The 21,672-nt window shown below is 42.2% G+C and carries 18 protein-coding genes, 1 pseudogene and 1 riboswitch; of the genes and pseudogenes, 17 read left to right on the forward strand and 2 right to left on the reverse strand.

Annotation, left to right across the window (positions count from 1 at the left end):
• The first annotated feature begins 40 nt into the window (after positions 1-40).
• Positions 41-200, forward strand: a riboswitch (yybP-ykoY riboswitch).
• Positions 201-272: 72 nt separating this feature from the next.
• The 7 genes from BJN41_RS13760 to recJ all read left to right on the forward strand — a co-directional run bounded on the left by BJN41_RS13760 (position 273) and on the right by recJ (position 7,937).
• Positions 273-848 (forward strand): TMEM165/GDT1 family protein, encoded by a 576-nt coding sequence (locus tag BJN41_RS13760; protein ID WP_070155881.1) that lies wholly within the window; start codon positions 273-275, stop codon positions 846-848.
• A gap of 185 nt (positions 849-1,033) precedes the next feature.
• Positions 1,034-1,831: an MBL fold metallo-hydrolase gene (locus BJN41_RS13765; protein WP_019837086.1), complete on the forward strand. Its 798-nt coding sequence runs from the start codon at positions 1,034-1,036 to the stop codon at positions 1,829-1,831.
• 106 nt (positions 1,832-1,937) lie between these two features.
• Positions 1,938-2,303: a YkgJ family cysteine cluster protein gene (locus tag BJN41_RS13770; RefSeq protein WP_074964477.1), complete on the forward strand. Its 366-nt coding sequence runs from the start codon at positions 1,938-1,940 to the stop codon at positions 2,301-2,303.
• Positions 2,304-2,630: 327 nt separating this feature from the next.
• Positions 2,631-4,097, forward strand: coding sequence for an IMP dehydrogenase (gene guaB / locus BJN41_RS13775; protein ID WP_070155884.1), 1,467 nt, complete (start codon positions 2,631-2,633; stop codon positions 4,095-4,097).
• 121 nt (positions 4,098-4,218) lie between these two features.
• Positions 4,219-5,550: a phosphoglucosamine mutase gene (glmM, locus tag BJN41_RS13780; protein WP_070155886.1), complete on the forward strand. Its 1,332-nt coding sequence runs from the start codon at positions 4,219-4,221 to the stop codon at positions 5,548-5,550.
• 13 nt (positions 5,551-5,563) lie between these two features.
• Positions 5,564-6,220: a pyridoxamine 5'-phosphate oxidase gene (gene pdxH, locus BJN41_RS13785; protein ID WP_070155889.1), complete on the forward strand. Its 657-nt coding sequence runs from the start codon at positions 5,564-5,566 to the stop codon at positions 6,218-6,220.
• A 13-nt stretch (positions 6,221-6,233) separates the two neighbouring features.
• Positions 6,234-7,937: a single-stranded-DNA-specific exonuclease RecJ gene (gene recJ, locus BJN41_RS13790; RefSeq protein WP_070155892.1), complete on the forward strand. Its 1,704-nt coding sequence runs from the start codon at positions 6,234-6,236 to the stop codon at positions 7,935-7,937.
• Between the two features lie 58 nt (positions 7,938-7,995).
• Here recJ and BJN41_RS13795 read toward each other — a convergent pair whose 3' ends face one another.
• Positions 7,996-8,772 (reverse strand): putative porin, encoded by a 777-nt coding sequence (locus BJN41_RS13795; RefSeq protein WP_070155895.1) that lies wholly within the window; start codon positions 8,770-8,772, stop codon positions 7,996-7,998.
• 572 nt (positions 8,773-9,344) lie between these two features.
• On the opposite strand from BJN41_RS13795, the gene prfB reads away from it, so the two are divergent.
• From prfB to BJN41_RS13820, 5 genes are all read left to right on the forward strand, one after another.
• Positions 9,345-10,440, forward strand: a protein-coding gene (prfB, locus tag BJN41_RS13800) for a peptide chain release factor 2 (RefSeq protein WP_141730417.1) whose coding sequence is annotated in 2 segments (ribosomal slippage) — positions 9,345-9,416 and positions 9,418-10,440 — 1,095 coding nt in all. Because the reading frame shifts where the segments join, the coding sequence is not laid out codon by codon here.
• 157 nt (positions 10,441-10,597) lie between these two features.
• Complete coding sequence (locus tag BJN41_RS13805) at positions 10,598-10,897, forward strand: ArsR/SmtB family transcription factor (RefSeq protein ID WP_070155900.1); 300 nt, start codon at positions 10,598-10,600, stop codon at positions 10,895-10,897.
• Positions 10,898-10,917: 20 nt separating this feature from the next.
• Complete coding sequence (locus BJN41_RS13810; protein WP_070155903.1) at positions 10,918-11,997, forward strand: alkene reductase; 1,080 nt, start codon at positions 10,918-10,920, stop codon at positions 11,995-11,997.
• 84 nt (positions 11,998-12,081) lie between these two features.
• On the forward strand, positions 12,082-13,362 hold the full coding sequence (locus BJN41_RS13815) for a 3-deoxy-D-manno-octulosonic acid transferase (protein ID WP_070155906.1): 1,281 nt from the start codon (positions 12,082-12,084) through the stop codon (positions 13,360-13,362).
• Between the two features lie 3 nt (positions 13,363-13,365).
• Positions 13,366-14,079, forward strand: coding sequence for a 16S rRNA (uracil(1498)-N(3))-methyltransferase (locus BJN41_RS13820; protein ID WP_070155909.1), 714 nt, complete (start codon positions 13,366-13,368; stop codon positions 14,077-14,079).
• On the opposite strand, the gene BJN41_RS13825 is transcribed toward BJN41_RS13820, so the two are convergent.
• Positions 14,053-15,039 carry a mechanosensitive ion channel family protein gene (locus tag BJN41_RS13825; RefSeq protein ID WP_070155912.1) on the reverse strand — a complete coding sequence of 329 codons (987 nt, stop codon included), beginning with the start codon at positions 15,037-15,039 and terminating at the stop codon, positions 14,053-14,055. The two genes, BJN41_RS13820 and BJN41_RS13825, sit on opposite strands and share 27 nt — an antisense overlap.
• A gap of 469 nt (positions 15,040-15,508) precedes the next feature.
• Here BJN41_RS13825 and acs point away from each other — a divergent pair, with 469 nt between their 5' ends.
• The 5 genes and pseudogenes from acs to BJN41_RS15025 all read left to right on the forward strand — a co-directional run.
• The gene (gene acs / locus BJN41_RS13830) at positions 15,509-17,452 is read left to right on the forward strand and encodes an acetate--CoA ligase (protein WP_070155914.1); all 1,944 of its coding nucleotides are present in this window, start codon (positions 15,509-15,511) and stop codon (positions 17,450-17,452) included.
• A 192-nt stretch (positions 17,453-17,644) separates the two neighbouring features.
• Entirely contained in the window at positions 17,645-19,105 is a 1,461-nt protein-coding gene (locus BJN41_RS13835; RefSeq protein ID WP_070155917.1) for a DUF3375 domain-containing protein, read from the forward strand.
• A 10-nt stretch (positions 19,106-19,115) separates the two neighbouring features.
• A complete protein-coding gene (locus BJN41_RS13840) occupies positions 19,116-19,949 on the forward strand; it encodes a DUF4194 domain-containing protein (protein ID WP_070155920.1) in 834 nt (277 codons plus the stop codon).
• Positions 19,937-21,382 (forward strand): annotated as a pseudogene (locus BJN41_RS13845) (ATP-binding protein); the annotation flags it as partial. The gene BJN41_RS13840 and the pseudogene BJN41_RS13845, both read left to right, overlap by 13 nt.
• Before the next feature lie 95 nt (positions 21,383-21,477).
• The coding region (locus tag BJN41_RS15025; RefSeq protein ID WP_034683890.1) for a helix-turn-helix domain-containing protein at positions 21,478-21,672 on the forward strand (195 nt) is incomplete at its 3' end.

A 21,672-nucleotide genomic window follows, 5' to 3' on the forward strand; every position in this document is an offset into this window, starting at 1 on the left:
CGGCTAAATTTGCTTAACTGCAGTATTCCGTTTAGAATAACTTTACTTCATTGGGGAGTAGCCGCTTTTTACTCATTTCTGTTTCAACTGAATGTAGTAAAAAGGTGATGGTCAACATATTTGTTCCACAGAACATGGTCATCATAGCAAAGAACCAAGTCAGCTTTATCAAGCTTTCTTTTGTTGGCAAGACCTTTGATTTATCACTCTGCAGATTTTGGCTAGCAGGAGGGATAGGTCATTGGTATGTGTGCTAGCCAGAGAAAAACATCATGTATGAATTCCTCATCTCGACTGCCATTGTCGCCTTAGCCGAAATGGGTGATAAAACCCAACTACTGGCTTTATTACTCGCGGCACGTTTTCGTAAACCTGCTCCAATCTTGGTTGCTATTTTACTGGCAACACTCATTAATCACGGACTTTCTGCAGTTTTGGGGCAGTGGATTACCACGGTACTTAGTCCTGAAATTTTATTGTGGATTTTATCTTTAGGTTTTATTGGCATGGCGATTTGGATGCTTATTCCAGACCAATTGGATGATGAAACTGAAAGCATTAACAAATGGCAAAAATACGGGGTATTTGGCGCGACCTTTGTGTTGTTCTTTTTGGCAGAAATTGGCGATAAAACTCAAATTGCCACAGTGGCTTTAGCAGCACGTTATGACAGCGTGTTTTGGGTCATGCTTGGAACTACTTTGGGGATGATGCTGGCCAATGCACCTGCGGTGTTTATTGGCAATAAATTAGCGACCCGATTGCCAATTGCTTTAATTCATAAAATTGGTGCACTGATTTTCTTGGTTATTGGTTTGTCGACTTTGGCGCAACATTATTTATTCTAAATAATTTATTAAAATGCATAAATCCTGAGCAAACTGCTCGGGATTTATTTATGTGAATGGTACTGCAATTCACTGATATTTCAGATAATCTGAGCCATTTTATTTATTGTAACTTTCCATAAATAGCTATATGTTATTCAGTCATAGTAAATGTATTTTTAAAATGAAAAAATTGGGGTTTGGTTATGGCATTTGACCGTACAACATCGCAGGTCTTATTTGATAATGGGACACACAAATGTATTAGTTTTACCAGTTTGGTCAAAGGTGAAGGTGTTCAGGCCAACCAATTTTTGATTATTGATAATAATCGTGCTGCGGTGCTAGACCCAGGTGGCGACCTGACCTATGTGCCACTGACCATGGAATTAAACAAATATACCCGTTTGACCAATCTTGATTATGTCATGGCATCGCACCAAGACCCAGACATCATCACTTCAATGCCGCGTTGGTTGGTCTATACCGAAGCAAAAATCGTAGCATCAAAATTGTGGGCGCGTTTCTTGCCGCACTTAAGCTCATCTTTTATGAGTGATCGTATGAAAGGCGACTGGCTAGATCGTTTGGTGGAGCTGCCAGATGAAGGACAGGCGATTCATTTGGGTGAGTCTAAAATTATTGCTGTGCCTGCGCACTTCTTGCATTCTGTCGGTAATTTCCAGTTTTATGATCCTATTGCCAAAATTTTATTTTCTGGCGATATGGGTGCGTCAATGGTGGAAGATGCTTCAATTCCATTGACTGATTTTGCTGCGCATATTCCTGCTATGAAAGGCTTCCATCAGCGCTATATGTGTTCTAATAAAGTGATTCGCCTCTGGGTGAATATGGTACGCACTATGGACGTTGAAATGATTGTGCCACAACACGGTACCCCATTTGTGGGCAAAGAACAGGTGAATCAATTCCTAGACTGGATTGAAACATTGGAATGTGGCGTCGATTTGATGGATGAGCACGTGTTTAGCTACCCCGAATAAGCAACAAAAAAAGCTGAAAAAACTGTAAAAAAAACTTGAGTGCAAAAACAACTTTTTTTAAGATTTTCGCCCAAAAACGATTTTTTTGATGACGAGAACTTAACGAATGTTGTCTCAAGTACCTACAGCAGATGCCTGCTTAAGCTGCGGCGCGTGTTGCGCTTATTTTCGTGTTTCATTCTATTGGGCCGAAGGCATAAATATGCCTGAGCACTACACGGAACCAGTTACAGCAGTCTATTCATGCATGTGTGGTACCAATCAGAGTCAGCCGCGTTGTGTTGCTTTAGAGGGTGAGGTTGGACAGAAAGTGAGCTGCGGGATTTATGAATTACGCAGCAGCTCTTGTAAAGAAGTACAAATTGCCGATGATCAATGCAATAAAGCACGTCGTGCGCATAACATGATTCCATTTGTGCAGGTTGATCCAGCTATATCTGTGAATGATGATGACTTCGATCAAGTCGTTTAATTGTCAAGTCAGCTGTTGATGGCAATCTAGAGTGAAGCAAGGCTGTGGCTTTGCTTTTTTTGTGACTAATTGGGGATAGATAGCCAAATTATGCTTCAGATTGGAACAGTTTGTCTGGCTGAAAAACGAAACATCAAAATTTTTTAAATCTACGGGGCTAAAAAGTAAATTAGGCGTGAAAACCTCATTTTTTAGATAGATGAAAATTGCCTTGTTTTCGTGCAGCATCCCTCAAAAGGTAGAATAAAAAATATTTCTTAGAGAATAAATGAAATTTGTGCCTAGATTTGTTTATAATGGCTCACGGAAATTACCAGTGAGACTGTTATGCTGACCATCGTTCAAGAAGCGTTAACCTTCGATGATGTCTTATTACTCCCTGCCTATTCTACTGTTCTCCCAAAAGATGTCTCCCTAAAGACACGTTTTACCCGCGGCATTGACCTGAATATTCCGCTTGTTTCAGCAGCAATGGATACGGTGACTGAATCTCGTATGGCAATTGCGATGGCGCAAAACGGTGGTATTGGTATTTTGCATAAAAACATGGACATCGTTGCGCAAGCAGCCGAAGTGCGCCGTGTGAAAAAATTTGAAGCGGGTATGGTGAAAGACCCGATTACCGTAACGCCTGAAACGACAGTACGTGAATTGATTGCGTTGACCCAAGCCAACAATATTAGCGGTGTACCTGTAGTAAAAGATGGCAAAGTTGTGGGTATTGTGACAGGACGTGATACACGTTTTGAAACCAACCTTGAACAACCTGTTAGCAACATCATGACAGGTCAAGATCGTTTAGTGACAGTACGCGAAGACGAATCTAAAGAAAATATTCAAGCTTTATTGCAACAGCATCGTATTGAAAAAGTCTTAGTGGTGAATGACCAGCAAGAATTAAAAGGCCTAATTACGGTCACAGACTTCCGCAAAGCAGAATTGTACCCAAATAGCTGTAAAGATGACTTAGGTCGTTTACGTGTGGGTGCTGCAGTGGGTACAGGCGCAGAAACCCCAAGCCGTGTAGAAGCATTGGTTGAAGCAGGTGTTGAYGCGATTGTGGTTGATACTGCTCACGGTCACTCTGCAGGTGTAATTGAACGTGTACGTTGGGTAAAAGCCAACTATCCACAAGTTCAAGTCATTGGCGGTAATATCGCAACGGGTGATGCTGCTTTGGCATTGTTAGATGCAGGTGCAGATGCAGTAAAAGTCGGGATAGGTCCTGGTTCGATCTGTACCACACGTATTGTGGCGGGTATTGGTATGCCGCAAATTTCTGCAATTGATTCTGTTGCCAATGCATTAAAAGAACAGATTCCATTAATTGCTGATGGTGGTATTCGCTTCTCTGGCGATATGGCGAAAGCTATTGGCGCAGGTGCAAGTACCATTATGGTTGGTTCATTGCTTGCGGGTACTGAAGAAGCACCGGGCGAAGTTGAATTCTTCCAAGGCCGTTACTATAAAGCTTACCGTGGCATGGGGTCATTGGGTGCAATGGCGGGTGCAACAGGTTCTGCAGACCGTTATTTCCAAGACTCTAAAGCAGGTGCAGAAAAACTTGTACCAGAGGGTATTGAAGGTCGTGTGCCGTATAAAGGTCCAATGGGTAACATCGTGCATCAAATGATGGGCGGTCTGCGTTCATCTATGGGTTATACCGGTTCTTCAACCATTGAAGACCTACGCCAAAATGCTAAATTCGTGAAAATTACGGCAGCAGGTATGCAGGAATCTCACGTGCATGATGTGACGATTACCAAAGAAGCGCCAAACTATCGCGTTGGTTAATATTTAGTAGAGTTTTCAAATAAAAGCCGTCATCAATGTGACGGCTTTTTCATTTATGGTGTAAAGTAACTCGCAGTAAAAAAGTGATGATAAAGATCACCCCCTAAGAAGTGAGAACAATATGAGTTATTTTGGTACAGATGGCATTCGAGGGAAGTTTGGAGAGTTACCAATTACACCTGAATTTGCATTAAAACTCGGTTTTGCAGCAGGTAAAGTTTTAAAAAAGCAAACCAAAAAAAATAAACCGATTGTAGTATTGGGCAAAGATACACGTCTGTCAGGCTATATTTTAGAAGCAGCATTACAAGCGGGTTTGAATGCCGCAGGTGTCTATGTGCATTTGCTTGGTCCATTACCGACGCCCGCCATTGCACACTTAACCCGTGCCTTGCATGCCAGTTTAGGTATTGTGATTTCAGCATCGCATAATCCATATTTTGATAACGGGATTAAATTCTTTTCGGGCGAAGGAAAAAAACTGCCAGATGCCTTGCAAGAAGAAATTAACGAAGAATTGCAGCAAGAATTAAAAATTGAAGATACGGCCAACTTGGGTAAAAGTGTGCGTGTCAAAGATGCCAATGGGCGTTATATCGAGTTTTGTAAATCGACCTTTCCATATCATTTAGATTTAAATGACCTCACCATTGTGGTCGATTGTGCCAATGGTGCTGCCTACAATGTTGGCCCTGCAGTATTTCGTGAATTAGGCGCGAAAGTGATTGCTATTCATAATGAGCCGAATGGTTTAAACATCAACGAAAATTGCGGCTCAACCCATCCTGAAAGTTTGCAAAAAGCGGTGCTTGAGCATCAGGCGGATTTGGGTGTTGCATTTGATGGTGATGCAGACCGTGTGATTTTGGTGGACAGTCAAGGCAAGCAAATTGATGGCGACCATATTTTATATATTCTTGCCACACAAGGCTCTAAAAAACCTGCAGGTATTGTCGGGACGTTAATGAGCAATATGGCCCTGGAATTGGCGTTGGAAAAAGCCCAAGTACCGTTACTGCGTGCCAATGTTGGTGACCGATACGTGCTACAAGGTTTGGAAGAAAATGGCTGGGTGATTGGTGGTGAGCCATCGGGGCATATTTTGACTTTGGATAAGAGCACTACAGGGGATGCAATTATTGCTGCCTTACAAGTGTTAACGGTGATGGTCGAACAAAACAAAGCTCTGCATGAATTGGTGGCAGATTTTAAACTGTTGCCAAACGTGCTAGAAAATGTACGCTTAGAGAATATGTTTGACCCTTATACTGTTCCTGCTTTGGTTGCAGAGTTTGATCGTGCCACGGAGCAGCTGAAAGGTCGTGGACGCTTATTAATTCGTAAATCGGGCACTGAACCTGTGATTCGCGTGATGKTGGAAGGCGATGATTTGGCAGAAGTAAGCGCATTGGCAAAACATTTGGCAGATGCTGTGCGTCGTCATGCAATCTAAAGGGGTGTAAATCGTGAGTGATTTAATCAAAGATTTAAGTGAATTGCGTTTAAGTTACCAAAAAGGTGAATTGTTGGAAGCGCAGGTGAGTGCCAATCCGTATATTCAGTTTTTGAATTGGTTTAACCATGCTTTAGACGCTAAATTACATGAACCCTATGCCATGTCATTGGCCACTGCCAATGCCCAAGGTCGCCCGCATGTGCGTACGGTATTACTGCGTGGAGCAACCGAGTCAGGCTATGACTTTTATACCAATTATGACAGTCAAAAAGGGCTAGATTTAGCAGTGAATCCTTATGCGGAATTATTGTTTTACTGGCCTGAGCTAGAGCGTCAGATTCGTGTCAGCGGCCATGTCGAAAAAATTGATGAGCAAGAATCGACTGCGTATTATCACAAACGTCCGCGTGACAATCAGATTGCTGCGCATATCAGTACCCCACAAAGTGGTGTGATTGCTAGCCGTGAGGAATTACAGGCGCGTTTTCAAGACTTGCATGCCCAGGTGGGTGATCAATCTGAATTGCAAAAACCCGTATTTTGGGGCGGCTACCGCTTGCAGCCTGACTATTACGAATTTTGGCAAGGCCGTCCGAACCGTTTGCATGACCGCTTAGCTTATGAAAAAATTGAAGGTGAGTGGAAACTACAACGCTTGATGCCTTAAATGACTGGAAATTATGTCAAAAATTCTAATAAAACAAAGACCTTTACTTACACGCCCTGAAAACTTTCAGGGCGTCTCTACATTTGTTGCCCAAATTTTAGCGCGCCGTGGCGTTACATCGGAGCAGGAGCTAGAACTTAAACTGAAGCATTTGCTTGCCCCAAGCATGAAGGGTCTGCCTGAAGCAATTCAGCTAATGGATCAGGCGATTGATCAGCAGAAAAAAATAGTGATTGTGGGCGATTACGATGCCGATGGCGCAACCAGCACCACACTTATGATTTTGGCACTGCGCGAAATGGGCGCACACGTGCAGTATTTAGTACCTGACCGTTTTAAATATGGTTATGGCTTAACCCCCGCCATTGCCGATTTGGCTTTTGAGCGTTATACGCCTGATTTATTGATTACGGTAGATAACGGGATTTCCAGTCATGCAGGGGTGGAACGTGCGCAAGCTTTGGGGATGCAGGTCATTATCACCGATCACCACCTTACCACGAAAGCTACTCCAAATGCAGAGGCGGTGGTCAATCCAAACCAATTGGGATGTGATTTCCCAAGTAAAGCTTTGGCGGGAGTGGGGGTGGCATTTTACGTTTTGGCGAACTTATCTAGTCAGCGTAAAAAACAAGGCAAATCTGCTACAAATTTAACTCAATATTTAGATTTAGTAGCTTTGGGCACCTATGCCGATGTCGCTAGTCTGGATTATAACAACCGTATTTTGGTCGATGCAGGCTTAAAACGGATACAGCAGAATTTATGTCGTCCTGGGATTAGTGCATTGCTGGACTTGGCAGGACGAGAACCCGCACAGCTCAAAGCGCAGGATTTGGGTTTTGTCTTGGGGCCACGTATTAATGCCGCAGGGCGCATGGAAACCATGGATATTGGAATCGAGTGTTTACTGGCAACGGATATGCAAAGTGCCTATGCTTTAGCACGTCAGTTAAATGCTTTGAATCAGGAACGTCGTCAGGTTGAAGCACAAATWAAACAAGATGCGCTGGCAGAATTGGAAAAGTTGCAGTTAGATCAAAGCGATTTACCGCACGCTTTGATTATGTTTGAAGAACATTGGCATCAAGGCGTGATTGGAATTGTCGCAGGACGTTTAAAAGAGCAGTTCCATCGTCCTGCGATTGTATTTGCTGCCGATGAAGATGGTGAGCATATTAAAGGTTCGGCCCGTTCAATAGAAGGGATTCACATACGTGACACCATTGAATTGGTCGCAGAGCAATATCCACATTTGGTTAGTCATTTTGGTGGGCATGCAGCTGCGGCAGGTTTGACCATTAAAAAGGCGCACTTTGCAGAATTTAAACAGGTCTTTGAACAGATCATTGCGCAAATGGATGCGGATTTATTTCATGCTGTGCTATGGACAGATGGTGAATTGCCGCAAGAAGCTTTTGATTTACACACGGTAGATTTATTACAGCATTTGGCGCCGTGGGGACAAAAGTTTCCGCAGCCTGTGTTTGAGGGACGGTTTAAAGTGGTTGATTTTAGATGGTTGAAGGACAGTCATTTAAAATTGCGTTTGGCATTGGACAATGGGCAAGTGGTTGATGCGATTGCGTTTGGTGCTAAAGATAAATTTGAATTTAACCCGATGCGGGATGATGTGCGTTTGGTTTATGAGTTAGAGCGCAATGTGTTTAATGGCAATGTGAGTTTGCAGTTGCAGATTGTGCATTTGGAGCAGTAATCCAAATAAAAAAATCCGCTCAAATTTGAGCGGATTTTTTTGCTTTTAATGTGAGGGATTAGAAGCGATATTTTGCCGCTAAGCCAAAGCTGTTGTAGTCAACACCTCTATCTTCACCAAAGCCTACACGACCTTCTAAGCTGACTTGTGGTGTAAAGAATTTACGTGCACTCACACCAAACTCATCATTATCGTTGATATCGTTACTGTAATAATCGACACCTACACTTAGGGTTTTATCAATGAAGTAATCCGCAGCAAGATTGTATTCATCGAGATCACCAAAAGCAGCACCTGCTTCAAGGTTGATGTCTTTACCATTCGAAAGTGTAGTTACGTATTTAGCACGTAAAGTCGGGTCTACACCATCATCACGGTCATTATCCCAACCTTTAAGACCTGCTGCGATTAACAAGCCTGGTGCTGGTAAATAACCAACTTCTGCACCATAGGTGGTTAAATCATTGTTTAGGTCATCATTGTCTTTCAAGTCATGACCGCTCACATTACCACTTAAGTAAAAGTCTGAATTCGGTACAAAGTACTCTGCACCTACGCCGTAAGTATGCGCTTCATTGTCGCCAACTTCGTCATATTGATATTTGGCGTTTACATTGCTTGCACGATCAAGGAACGCCGCTTCTGCCAAAGGCGCATTACGGGTTTGTACAGGGTTAAAGTAATAAGTACCATCTACACCGAATGAACCGCTTGAGCTGCCATTGTCTGGATCAATCAGTCCTGCTGATGCACCAATTTCAGCTTGGTATGCGTTCGCAGTACCAGTGATAGCCAAAGCTGAAAGTAGGGCTGATGCGATTGCTAATTTTTTCATGGAAAATACCCCTCTGAAATCTAGTTAACAGTTAAACTTTTTGTTACAACTTTCAGTCTAGGCGAAAAAAAATCAGCGTCAATCACAGGAAAGTTACCGCTTTGTTACAAGCGTTAATTTGTGTAATGTTTTGAGTTTAAGTGATTGAAATAAATATGAAATAATTAAATGTTTTGTTTTATTAAAACTATGTGTATTTTGTGAATTTTACCCAAATTGATCATTAAATCATCAAAATTGTTTCAACTTCGCTTGGTTTTGGCGGGTTGAAGCAATTGCGAAACACAACTTTTAAGCTTGTATTCAGCTGAATGTGTCAGGCAAAAATCAGGGCGATAGATCAGCCATTTAGATAAACATCCGTGTTAATCGAGCATGCTGTTTTTAGGTTGGATATCTATCGGGCTTTCGTTATAAAAGTTGAAAGCGATCTTTATTTTTAGCCACTTTTAGCATTCAACTTATAAAAGCTGAAAAGTTACGCTGGAATTTACAGCAGGGTAGAAATGCCGGAATAGGTCTGTGCTACAATTATCAGCTAATAAGCTTCATTGTTAATTGAGAGAATTTACGTGGAAATTAATCCTTATCTAAACCAATTAAAAGACTTGAACGAACGTAGTCATACACTACGGGGGTATCTTTGACTACGATCTGAAAAAAGAGCGTTTAGAAGAGGTTCTCCGCGAGTTAGAAGATCCTGCAATCTGGAATGATCAAAGTCGTGCGCAAGCTATGGCCAAAGAAAAAGGCGAACTTGAAAACGTCTTAAACGTGTTAGATGGTTTGGCAACGCAGCTTGAAGATGCGCAAGCCATGTTAGACTTAGCCGTTGAAGCCGATGATGAAGATTTATTGGTTGATGTGCAATCTGAGTTGACTTCTGCAGAAGAAGAACTGGCGAAATTAGAATTCCGCCGAATGTTCAGTAACCCAATGGACCCAAACCCATGTTATGTTGAAATTCAGGCAGGTTCGGGTGGGACAGAAGCACAAGACTGGGCATCGATGCTGTYGCGTATGTATATGCGCTGGATTGAACGTCACGGTTTTAAAGCAGAATTGATGGAAGAATCGGATGGTGATGTGGCAGGGATTAAATCTGCGACCATTCGCGTTGAAGGCGAATATGCCTATGGTTGGTTGCGCACTGAATCGGGTGTGCATCGTTTAGTGCGTAAATCGCCATTTGACTCAGGTAATCGTCGTCATACTTCATTTTCTGCAGTGTTTGTTTCACCAGAAGTGGATGACAACATTGAAATTGATATTAACCCTGCCGATGTTCGTACCGATACTTATCGTGCTTCAGGTGCGGGTGGTCAGCACATTAACAAAACCGACTCTGCGGTACGTTTAACCCACGCACCTACAGGCATTGTGGTGGCATGTCAGAACCAGCGTTCACAACACGCCAACCGTGACCATGCGTGGAAACAATTACGTGCCAAGTTGTATGAATTGGAAATGAGTAAACGTAACGAAGCCGCGCAAGCTTTAGAAGACTCTAAGTCTGATATTGGTTGGGGCAGCCAAATTCGCTCTTATGTATTGGATGATTCACGTATTAAAGACTTACGTACAGGCGTGGAAACCTCAAATACAGGTGCAGTTTTAGATGGTGATTTAGATAAGTTTATTGAAGCAAGTTTAAAACAGGGTCTATAAGTTAGGGTCTGTAAGATCCTAATGAGCCTGCCCAATTTAGTGAAGTTGCTTAAAAATTTATATAAATCGTAAAAAATCGATATTAATATCGAAAAAATACGATATATTAAAAGCAGCTGCTGAATTGGGCTTATATTTACGAATATGTGTCTGAATGATGGATGTCGATTTAATCTTTAAAGCCTTAGCCAATCCTACCCGTCGGCAAATTTTAGAATGGTTAAAAGCACCAGAACAATTTTTGTCGGTAGATGACTGTGGCGACTTTAAGCGTGGCGTATGTGCAGGACACATTGAGCGTTTGGGCAAAGTGTCGCAATCGACCATGTCAAATCATTTATCGGTACTGCAACAGGCAGGTCTTATTTGTGCAGAAAAATACGGACAATGGTCGTATTTTTCTCGTAATGAAGCACTCATTCAGCAATATGTCGAATATTTAAAACACTCACTTTAACTGTGAGATTAGAGGCAAAAATGGCTGAATTAGACTCTCCTTTGGTTTTGGGTGATCTGCATCTAAAAAACCGTGTGGTGATGGCACCTTTAACCCGTAGCCGCGCCAGTGATGACCGTGTTCCAACACCAATGATGGCGGAATATTATGCACAGCGTGCTAGCGCAGGTTTGATTCTTTCAGAAGCAACGGTAATTTCTGAAGAAGCCAATGGTTATTTAAATACCCCAGGATTGTTTACCGATGCTCAAGTGCAGGGTTGGAAACTCGTTACCGATGCCGTGCATGCCAAAGGTGGTTTGATTGTGGCGCAACTGTGGCATGTAGGTCGTGTTTCACATCCAGATTTACTCAATGGTGCAACACCAGTATCGGCAAGTGCAGTACAACAAGCGGGTCATGTCAGCTTGTTACGTCCAAAACGTCCATACGTTACGCCACGTCCTTTGGAAGTTTCTGAAATTCACGCGATTACCGAGCAATATAAACAAGCCGCCATCCGTGCCAAAGAAGCAGGATTTGATGGGGTAGAGTTGCATGCAGCCAATGGTTATTTGATTGATCAATTCCTGCAAAGCAAAACCAACCAACGTGACGATGAATACGGTGGTTCGGTTGAAAATCGTGCGCGTTTCTTGTTAGAAGTGATGGACGCCTTAATTGAAGTCTGGGGCGCAGGTCGAGTCGGTGTGCATTTAGCACCACGTGGCGATGAGCACGACATGGGAGATGATGATCCACGTGAAACATTTGGCTATGCCATGGAGCAGCTGGGTAAGCGCAAGATTGCTTTCTTCTTTACCCGTGAATATCTGGCTGAAGACAGTATTTCTGAATATATGAAAGAGCGTTCAGGTGGAGTGCCTTATATTGCGAATATGCAACTAAGTCGTGAAGATGCGATTGAGCTGTTGGCATCAGGCAAGGCTGATGCGGTGGCTTTTGGTAGAGCGTATATTGCCAATCCAGACTTGTATGAGCGTTTATTGGTAGATGCACCTTTAAATGAACTCAAACTAGAAAACATGATTGGCACTGCTGTTGCAGAAGGCTATATCGATTATCCAACTTTGGCTGAAACACAACACGCTGTAGAATAAAAGCCCGTATAGCGCCACATGCAATTAACATGCGCGTGTGGCTCTGTTATATTTTGCCGACAGTCTTTCTTTGGGACGCATCTTTTGGCTACTCCATTTTGGTATAACGCAGCCTTGGCGCTGTTAAAACCGATTTATCAGTCACGTATTCGTAAACGTGCCGAACATCCTGAGCAATTACAACAAGAACTGCTTGAGCGTTTTGGCCCATTTCAGCCCGCTAAAAATTTACATGCCATTTGGTTTCATGTGGTGTCGGTGGGGGAAACCAACGCGGCCCAGCCTTTAATTGAACATTATTTAAAAGCGGGACATCCCGTTTTAGTCACCAATACCACCAAAACGGGGCAGGCGCGTGCCAAATCATTATTTTTAAAAGCACCGTATTTAGATTTATTTCAAGCCGTATATTTACCTGCCGATCAGGTGCATCTAATTCGTGAGTTTTATCAGAAATATCAGCCCAAATTATTGGCATTGGTTGAAACAGAATTGTGGCCAAATTTGATTGATCAGGCGCAGCATTTTCAAGTCCCGTGTTTGTTAATTAATGCACGGCTTTCGGAAAAATCCGCCAAACGCTATGCCAAAGTTAAAGGATTGACACGTGGCATGCTGCAAAATTTACAGCAACTTTTGGCGCAAGACCTTGCCACACAGCAGCGTTTTATCGCATTGGGGATGCCTAGCGAGCGTACAAAGGTGGTGGGTAATATTAAATTTGATGTTCATGCCCCAGAAGATTTTGTAGAGCAAGCCGTGCAGTTGCAACAGACATGGCAATTGGCACATCGCAAAATTATTACCTTTGCCAGTACCCATGCACCAGAAGAACAGCAATTATTGACTGCACTGAAACCTTATTTTGCAGACCATCCTGAACTGTTATGTATTGTTGTCCCGCGTCATCCAGAGCGTTTTGATGAAGTGGCTGTGCAGATACAAAAACTGCAACTCAATATGCAGCGTCGTAGTTTGGCCGAAGTGATTCAACCCGACACACAGGTGTATTTAGCCGATAGTATGGGAGAGATGTGGTTATGGTACGCCTTGAGTCAGGCGTGTTATGTCGGCGGCTCGCTGAATGAACCTGGTGGCGGTCATAATATTTTAGAGCCTTTGGCCTTAAGTGTTGCCACGGTATTGGGTAAAAATTATTTTAATTTCCAAAGTATTGTGGATGAGTTTGTTGCAGCAGAAGCTGTGTACGTGGTCGAAGAGGCTGAACAAGCTGTAGAGACGTTAATGCAACTGTTGCTTGAACCCGCTTTGCGTGCACAGCTGAATCAGAACGCCCAAGTGATTATGTATAAAAATCGTGGCTCTTTATCGGAGCATATACACGTGATTAATCAATATCTTTAAAAAATGAATATCGTTTTACTTGACCCGCGACAGGGTCCAAATGAAGTGTGGTCTATTAGCGCCCAGCGCCAAGTACAGCATTTGCATACGCATGTCGGTATACAAGTGGGTGATACCTTGAAAGTCGGGATTCGCGGTGGCAAGCGTTATTTGACCGAAGTGGTAGAAGTTCGTGAGCAGTGGATTCAAGTCAAAGCCCTACATGAAGAAGCAGTCCCGAAAAAACTGCCAGTGACCCTGATTGTGGCGTTACCTCGCCCCAAGGTATTGCGTCGTTTAATTATGGATAGCGTGACACTAGGTGTGGAAAAAATTATTTTACTGCACAGCTATCGGGTCGATAAAAGCTATTGGCAAACACCATTTTTGCAACAACTCGATCAATATGTAAACTTGGGTTTGGAACAAGCAGGCGATACCATTGCACCTGAGATTCAGCTTTATAAACGCTTTAAACCTTTTGTGGAAGATGTCTTACCCAGTTTGATTTATGCCGATTGTCCTGCTTATGTGGCGCATCCTTATACTGATCAAGCTATGCCACATGCCATTCAACATCCATGCAGTATTGTGATTGGTCCAGAAGGTGGATTTATTCCCTACGAAATTGATTTGCTCGAAAAAAACGGCTGCCAAGCGCGGCACTTGGGCAACCGTATTATTCGTACTGAAACCGTTGTTGCTTATGTTTTAGGGCGTTTGTTTAGCACGGGCTGAATCATCTTCATTGACTGTTGCATCACCACGATAAACTTTCACTTCCTGCACAGGATAAGGAATGGAAATATGATGTTCGGCAAAAGCGGCAATTACCCGTTCCTGCACTTCACTGATGGATGCTGAGGTGGTAGTTTCCGTCGTATTGACCCACCAACGCACATTTAAATTAATCGAAAAATCGGCCAGGGCAGTGACATTGACGCTAAATGCAGGTTGGCTCAAGATTTTGATGTCACGGTCTAAAATGACCAAAATAATATCTTTGGCTTTTTGCACGTCATCTTCATAACCAATACCCACCACAAACTCGCAACGACGACGGGTATAAGCTGTATTGACCGTTACTGCACTGGTATACACTGTTGCATTTGGAATCACGATACGACGCCCATCGGGAGAGCGCAAGAAGGTTGCACGAATCTGAATATCTTCTACCGTACCTTCCATATTATTTACGATGATGTCATCACCAATTTTAAATGGCTCGCCAAGCAAAATCAGCACACCCGACAGTAAATTCTGGAAAATATCTTTAAAAGCAAAACCAATTGCAACAGAGCCTAGACCCAAGGCACTCATGAGTTGGCTAGGGGTGAATCCTGGAATCGCAATCACCATCGCGATCAGAAAGCCAAAGAAAATAATAGCGGAACTACCAACCCGATTCAGCACCAAAACCAGATTTTGTCGGGTATAGGAACGATTGTTTAGGGTCTTACGGATAGACCATTTGAACACGCGAGCAAGCAGCCAAAATACAAACAGCACTACGGCTGCAATTATCAAATACGGCACACGCTCCCAAAATCCTTCCATAATTTTGTCGATGGTTGAATAGGCGTCATTGTACTTGGCTGTATGATTGATCACGGTTTGCGTAGTTTTTTCAGTGGCCTCATGCAACAGTTGACTGGTATTTTCAGAAACTTCACTGAGTGAGGGTTTGGATTCTGCCACGATAATTCCGAATTCAAAATGAAGCGACTATTTTGCCTGAAAAACTCAATTTGGTTAATGCAGCGATACTTACTTGCGAGTATTTTAGACAACTTGGATAGATGTGATGAGCGCACTATTTTGTAGCACTTAAACTGCTGGTTGTATGTGATTTTATCTGTAAGACAGGGTCGCAGATATGAATGATTAGCTGCGTAAAAAAATGTTAATACTCATGATTATTGGACGATATTTTGTTTAAAAATAATGCAATGTGCAGTACAGTGGAATGTAAACCTGAAAAGTATGAATGCAAGAACATGGCATTTAATCAACGCTTTGGCATGCTATTTTTGTATAAAGTTTATGCGACTAAAGCCGAATGGTGAGCCATAAAAAAGAAAGTTCATACTGTGAATATGCAGAAATAATAATCAATAACGTGGCATACATCTCGTGATGAGATGCGAGAACATCAAGGAAGTAGCAGATGAAAGACGTATATCCTGTTCCAGATGAATTTAAAAAGACTGCCCGCACCACTGAGGCAGAATATTTTCAACGCTATCAACAATCTATAGATGACCCTGAAACTTATTGGGCAGAGCAGGCCCAACGCTTAGATTGGATTAAACCTTTTACCCAAGTCAAAAATACCAGCTTTGACCCTGAGAATTTTAAAATTGAATGGTTTGCCGATGGGCAACTGAATGTCAGTGCCAATTGCTTAGATCGCCATTTAAAAGAACATCCGCATAAACCTGCAATAATTTGGGAAGGAGATCATCCATCTCGGCATAAAGTAGTTTCTTTTGCTTCTTTGCATGATGAAACCTGCCGTTTTGCCAACGTACTGAAAAAGAATGGGGTGCAAAAAGGAGATCGAGTGGTGCTGTACATGCCGATGGTTTCCGAAGCTGCGATTGCCATGCTGGCCTGCGCGCGGATTGGTGCAGTGCATTGTGTGGTTTTTGGTGGTTTTTCTCCCGATGCTTTGGCTAGCCGAATTGAAGATTGTCAGGCCAAGTTAATTGTCACTGCTGACTCCGCCATGCGTGGTGGTAAGCCAATTTATTTAAAAGCCAATGTCGATGCTGCCCTAAAAGTAGCAGGTACTGACTGTGTGCAAAATGTGATTGTGGTGCATCGTACAGGCAATCCGATTGAGATGCTGCCTGAACGCGACTTGTGGTATCACATGGAAATTATGTCGGTGAATGATATCTGCCCACCCGAGCCAATGAATGCAGAAGATCCACTATTTATTTTATATACCTCAGGTTCTACTGGAAAACCCAAAGGCGTTTTACATACCACAGGGGGGTATTTGACCTATGTGAATAGCACGTTTAGGGAGGTTTTTGACCTGAAACAGGATGATGTGTTTTGGTGTACCGCTGATGTAGGCTGGATTACAGGACATTCCTATGTTTTGTATGGTCCCTTATCGAATGGTACATCCACTGTGATGTTTGAAGGAGTACCGAACTATCCGAGTTGGGGGCGCACAGGGCATATTGTTGATAAACACAACATCACCATTTTATACACTGCGCCAACTGCCATTCGCGCCATGATGCGAGAGGGAGATCATTTCGTACGTGAAAGTGACCGTAGTAGTTTGCGTTTATTGGGTTCGGTAGGTGAGCCAATTAATCCTGAAGCATGGAACTGGTATTACAACGTAGTCGGCGAAGGACGTTGCCCAATTGTAGATACATGGTGGCAAACCGAAACAGGGGGCATATTAATTTCAGCATTGCCGGGCGCAACTCCGCTGAAACCAGGTTCGGCAACACGCCCTTTATTTGGGGTACAACCTGCAATTGTTGATGCCGAAGGTCATGAACTGGAAGGCGCGACCGAAGGTAATTTAATTATGAAAGATTCATGGCCGGGGCAGATGCGTGGTATTTGGGGTGATCCTGCACGTTTTATTGAAGCGTATTTTTCGACATATCCTGGGGCATATTTTACGGGAGATGGTGCGCGCCGTGATGAAGATGGCTATTATTGGATTACGGGGCGTGTGGATGATGTCCTGAATATTTCAGGGCACCGTTTAGGGACTGCAGAAATTGAAAGTGCCTTGGTGGCGCATGAAGCTGTGGCTGAAGCGGCCGTGGTGGGCATGCCTCATGAAATTAAAGGACAGGGGATTTGTACCTTTGTAACCTTACAAGTTGGTACACCCGAGTCAGAAGAATTGCGTGAAGAATTAGTAAACTGGGTACGCAAAATTTTGGGCCCTGTGGCAACACCTGATGCTTTGCATTGGGCACCTGCTTTACCCAAAACCCGTTCAGGTAAAATCATGCGCCGTATTTTGCGCAAAATTGCAGCGAATGAATTGGATAGTTTAGGAGATACATCTACTTTGGCTGAGCCCCAAGTGGTGGAGCAATTGATTGCAACAGTGTATGGGGAGCGGTAGGTTAAGGTTGCTGTCACTGTACACAAAGAAGTTAGATAAGGTTTGTTTTTTATTTTTTTCGATGAAGTAAGGTGATTGTTTATATCATCTTACTTTATGCGACAACTCGTGTCGTCTTGCTTGGTAATTTGCTTGGGTGATTAAAAAATAACTGTAGAATAAATAACCATCATACAGATGATGTGGAATGGCATGAATATTCTAGGGTTACAGGCCAAGTATCGGCGTTTATATCATGAAAACTCAATTTGGAAATTATTAAGAGCAGATAACGCACCACATATTTTAGCGTTCATTGTTGACTTATTTGCAGAACAAAATGAAGTCCCTTATGGCCGTGCAAGAAATGTCTTGGATGAGTTGATTAAATCTAGTCGTGAGCAGGGTATTTGGCAGACAGAAAATAATGCAGCGCATTATTTAAATCATTGGATTCATTCAGGCTGGCTCAGAGAAATAGATGGCAAGCTGAGTAAAACGGATATTAGCGAAACCGTATTACGTTTTTGTCAGGGCTTGGATGAGCGAGCAACCCATACCACAGCATCACATTTAAGAATTGTGCAGGATGCGGTTCGTGATTTTGTGGTCGCATTGAGTGAAAATATTGAAGAACGAGTGGAGTTGCTCGAACAAAAAAAATTAGTGATTCAAAATGAAATAGATGCTTTGTTGGCGGGTGTTGTTACACAATTAGAAGAATCAGAACAAAAAGAAAGAATACGAGAAATTTATCAACTTGCTTCCATTCTTACAGGCGATTTTAGACGGGTCGAAGATGAGATTCGTCTACGAGATAAAGAGTTGCGTCTAGATATGATTAGTGGTGCTTATTCACGTGGAGAAGTATTGCTGAGCTTAATGGAAAAAGAGCAGTTGCTTGCCCAAAGTGATGCAGGCAGTGCTTTTGATGGGTTTTGTCAATTACTTCAGGATCAAGATCGTTCTACTGAGTTTAGAGAGCAGTTACGCAGTATTTTGAATCATCCTATTGCACAACAATTAAGCGAATCTCAACGTAAATATTTAGGTCAGTTAATGCGTGAGTTAGGACGCGAAAGTAGCCGAGTTTTCCAAGTCCGACGTCGTACAGAAGAAGGTTTGAGAGCTTATATTGAAAGTGGTGCAGCATTGGAAAACCGTTTGATTGATCAGTTGTTGTCGGAATTAGAAAAAAATGCAGTGGCATTGTTGGAATCGGAGTGTGATTTAAAAACAGAAGTACAAGTGGATTTAGCCGTGGGTTCCATCCAGCTGAATTCGCCTGAAAGTCTTGCTTTAAAAAGTCCCACAGAACATATGGATACACGTGAGGTCGAAGAGCAACAAAACAAGACTGAACCTAGTGATCAGATGCTGAAGTACTTAGACAATGTACGGGTTCGTGCTGTTGCTGAAAAAGTATATCAAACGCTCGCACAGAAAGGGGTGATGAGTATTGCCCACTTAACACATGAACATCCTTTACAAGCGGGGCTTGAAGAACTTGTTGCTTATTTGCGTATAGCAAAAGCCATTAAAGCACCACAAATGCAGCATACCGAGCAAGTTGAACTTAAGGATCGTTCAGGTGTGCATTTGCAGGCCAGTATTCCAGTGTATTACTTGAGTGCAGATTTATTTCCCAAAAATATAGATGAGCTGGCACTTTAAGGAGATCGAGATGCAATCAGAAAATAAGATACAACAGCATGACAACTTCTTTGAAATGGTACGCAGACCATCTTCAAATTCAGAGAAAAATATAGAAATCCAAGCTAATCAGCCTGTAGAAGATTCGTTTCCTACAACTGGGGCAGAGGAACAACATGCAGATAATCAAACAGAGATGGAGCATGCTCAGGATCGTGATACAGATGCGCTTATGCCACATGCAGCCCGACGCGTATTGGTCTATCTCATGCGTCAAGGGGTTATTCTTGCAGCAGAAAACTTAAAACTTTTTGATTTATTGTGCCGATATGAAGCGGAAATTCGTAGACATTTGGCAGAGGTTTATATCCAGTTGGTTTTGGATGCCAAGCAAGGGGTGGCTTATATCATCAATCTCGAAAGTATTGAGGATGAACAGGAAGATGAGAACCAGCCTTTAGATGATTTTCCTGTACTGATACGAAAACGAACTTTGACTGTATATGACACCTTAATTTTACTTATTTTGCGGAAGTATTATCAGGAGCGGGAAACTGCGGGTGAGCAAAAAATTATTATTGATGTTGAGCGAATCCAGAGCAGTTTAATTCCATTTATTCCTTTAACGAATCATGACAGCAAAGATCGTAAAAAGCTAAATGCAGCATTAGAAAAATTTATTGAGAAAAAAGTATTAACGGGACTGCGTGGTGAAGAAGGGCGTTATGAAATTACGCCAATTATCCGCTATGTCGTGAATGCCGAGTTTTTACAAAGTTTATTATCTGAATATCAACAATTAGCAGCAAAGGCCAAGTTGCAGCAATCCGAACAAGAATATGGAGAATCATCATGCAAGAAATGACCCTCTCAACTTTATTTGCACAAGGCCAAATTCGCTTGTCAGAAATTTCAGTATTTAACTGGGGCTCCTTCCATAACTTGCATACCGCACGTATTGATCCTGAAGGGACACTTATTACGGGAGATAATGGTGCAGGTAAATCTACCTTTATTGATGGTTTAATGGCATTGTTACAACCTGCAAGTAAAGCTAGTTTTAACGTAGCAGCTGCGCAGGGCGATCGCTCAGACCGTACATTACTCTCTTATATGCGTGGTAGTTTTGGTTCAGAACATGATGGGGCTGGAACGCGAGTAAAAAATAAGCGTGAAAAAGCAGTGACAACAGCATTAAGAGCGCTATATACCGCTGATGACGGTTCGATGATTACTTTAATTGGATTGTTTTGGGTTGGACAAGGTCAACATTCGCTGAGTGAAGTGAATCGTTTATATATGATTGCAAGTCGTAATGTGCAACTGACTGAAGTGTTAGAAAAATTTGCAGACGGTAATACTCGCCAGCTAAAACAACATTTTAATCCTAAAACAGATGCACGCGTGCATTATTTTGATAGCAAATTTGAAGACTATCAGGAGATGTATCGTAAATATTTATTTATGGATAATAAAAATGCACCTGCGTTGTTATCACGTGCTTTAGGCTTAAAGAAAATTGATGATTTGACTAAATTAATTCGCGAGTTGGTTTTAGAACCAAGCCAGGTTCGTGCTTTGGCACAGACTGCAGTAAATGAGTTTGCTGACTTAGAGGCAAACTATAAGCATTTGGTAGATGCGCGTGAACAAGTCCTACATTTAAAGAAATTACCTGAGTTAGCTGTTCAAATAACAGCGTTAACTCTGCAACTGAATAATCTACAGCTCGAAAAACAAGCTTTTCCTGCATATTTAGGTGAATTGTATGTTCAGTTTTGGACTGAAAAAATACATCAGCTGGAGCAAGAGATACAGCGATTACATACGCAGTTTAAGCAATTAGAACAACAAGAACATGATGCGGAAAAACGACAAGAGCGCTGCCATGAAGACTATTTACAAGTAGGCGGTAATCGGATTGAAAACTTACAAAAAGAGCTAGAACTGATACAGCGTCAGTTAAATCAATTAACCATAGAGGCATCGCGCTATCAGGAAGATGCTCAGCAATTACAATTGCAAGATGATTTAACCGAGCAAAATTTAATTGATAACCAAAAAATAGCCCATGAGCAGCTTCTAAATATTGGGCAAGAGAAAACCCAACGACAAGATGAGTTTGCTCAAGTCAGTAGCAAATACGCACAAACGCAACAGCAACTGAAAGAAACTCAAAGCGATATTCAGGAAATAGAAACCAGACCTAATAGTAATATTCATGATGTACATTTATTGCGTTTAAGAGATGAGCTTAGACAGCACTTAGATTTTGATGAACATGAATTAATGTGTATTAGTTCAGACTTGATCGTACATTCTTCTTGAAAAAGAGAAAGTTACCCGTTTTGATAAAGGTGTCGAAATCTTAATCAAACAAAGGTAACTTTCTTATGTTGCATACTAACAATCAAATCATTAAACACAAAGTAGGTCTGCTCAATTTAGCTGAAGAGCTTCAGAATGTATCCAGAGCATGCAAAGTGATGGGTGTTTCAAGAGATACATTTTATCGCTATCAAGAGTTAGTGAAGTCTGGTGATATTGACGCACTGATCAATAAATCCCGTCGAGTACCAAATTTAAAA

The organism is Acinetobacter towneri (genome assembly GCF_001758345.1).
Lineage (GTDB): Bacteria > Pseudomonadota > Gammaproteobacteria > Pseudomonadales > Moraxellaceae > Acinetobacter > Acinetobacter towneri_A.